Origin of the sequence: Ruminobacter amylophilus (genome assembly GCF_900115655.1) — a bacterium.
GTDB classification, from domain to species: domain Bacteria; phylum Pseudomonadota; class Gammaproteobacteria; order Enterobacterales; family Succinivibrionaceae; genus Ruminobacter; species Ruminobacter amylophilus.
Map to the genome: position 1 here is coordinate 1 of NZ_FOXF01000108.1, position 1,284 is coordinate 1,284.

The 1,284-nt window shown below is 40.8% G+C and carries 1 protein-coding gene; it reads right to left on the reverse strand.

Annotated features, from left to right (window positions below):
- Positions 1 to 1,157, reverse strand: a 1,157-nt coding sequence (locus BMY80_RS11965; RefSeq protein ID WP_093143972.1) for an AAA family ATPase, incomplete at its 3' end; no start/stop codon positions are given.
- Between the last annotated feature and the right edge of the window lie 127 nt (positions 1,158 to 1,284).

Genomic DNA, 1,284 nt, shown 5'->3' on the forward strand with positions numbered 1-1,284 from the left:
TCATTTATGTCATGGTTCTGCAAATCACCGTAGCACAAGGTGGCTCTTATTTCCGCAGTTATTGATTTACCATCCAGAAGATCCTGCATCAGCTCAACGTCTTCAGGCTCGATAAAGCCCATGAATTCTTCGATTACATCATTACCGCTGGTGTTTATCCAGTAGTTGCCGGCCTGAATTAGGTTTTTGTTTTCACTCAGTTTTTTGTAGTTATCTTTACAGAAGTTCATTACATCCCACGGACAGTACATATGATTTGTTCCAAAATGGTACCCGTCGTAGTTGTTTCTTGCATCTTCGTAATAGTCTGAAAGTCCGTAGTATGCAAGAACTTCTTCAGCTTCTTCCTTAGTAAAACCTATTCCACTGGATATATCGTCATGTCCGGTATCAAGAATCGAGCAGACCAGCAGATTGTTAAGTCCAGTAAAAATACTTTCCTTAGCTGCTCTTAAGCATCCGGTAAGCACGGCTCTGCCAAGATACAAATTGGTCTTTAAGGCTTTGCTAAGGAAGGGACTGATGATGTCAATCATTTCACGGTAGTAGCCGTTATGAGCCGCCTTGGCGATAGGTACATCATATTCGTCGATAAGCAGAATCGGCTTGATTCCGTGATGCTTGTTCAGGAGTTTCAATAATGTAGACAGTGAATCCTTAATAGCATCATTATTTTTAGGTTCTCTAAGATAAAACTTATCAAGATAGAGTTTGTATTCTTCAATTTCATCACTACTCAGTTTATCACTATCTGCAAGGTATCTAAACTGAGTGTACATGTCGTAAATCGCTGATGCAAAGCGTCCGTAGGCGCTGATAAAATCTTCACCTTCTATCTGCTTAAGGGTAATAAAGATTACCGGAAACTTCCCCATGTATTCACTGCAGAATTCCTTGTCCTCAAAGATCTTGGTGTCCTTGAACCATTTCTCCTGAAGTGACACATCGCCGGGATTTTCGATATTAAGAGACAGAAAATCATAGAAGGTGGACATGGTGAGAGTTTTACCGAAACGTCTCGGTCTGGTGATAAGCATGACTTTCGAGGTATTGTCTTTAAAAACAGTTCTGATAAAAGGAGTCTTGTCCACGTAATAACTGTTGCTTTCAATTAATTCGTGAAATAATTCAGCTCCGATACCTATAGACTTCAACATTCTGCTCCACCTTTGAATCTGACCATCACCTCAAAAAGGCCTTTCCCCGGTCCGCTATTGAAGCGCAGAAAGGCTCTATCACTGTCATTATCCCATAACCTGCTTAATCGTCAACCGCCAACATCTT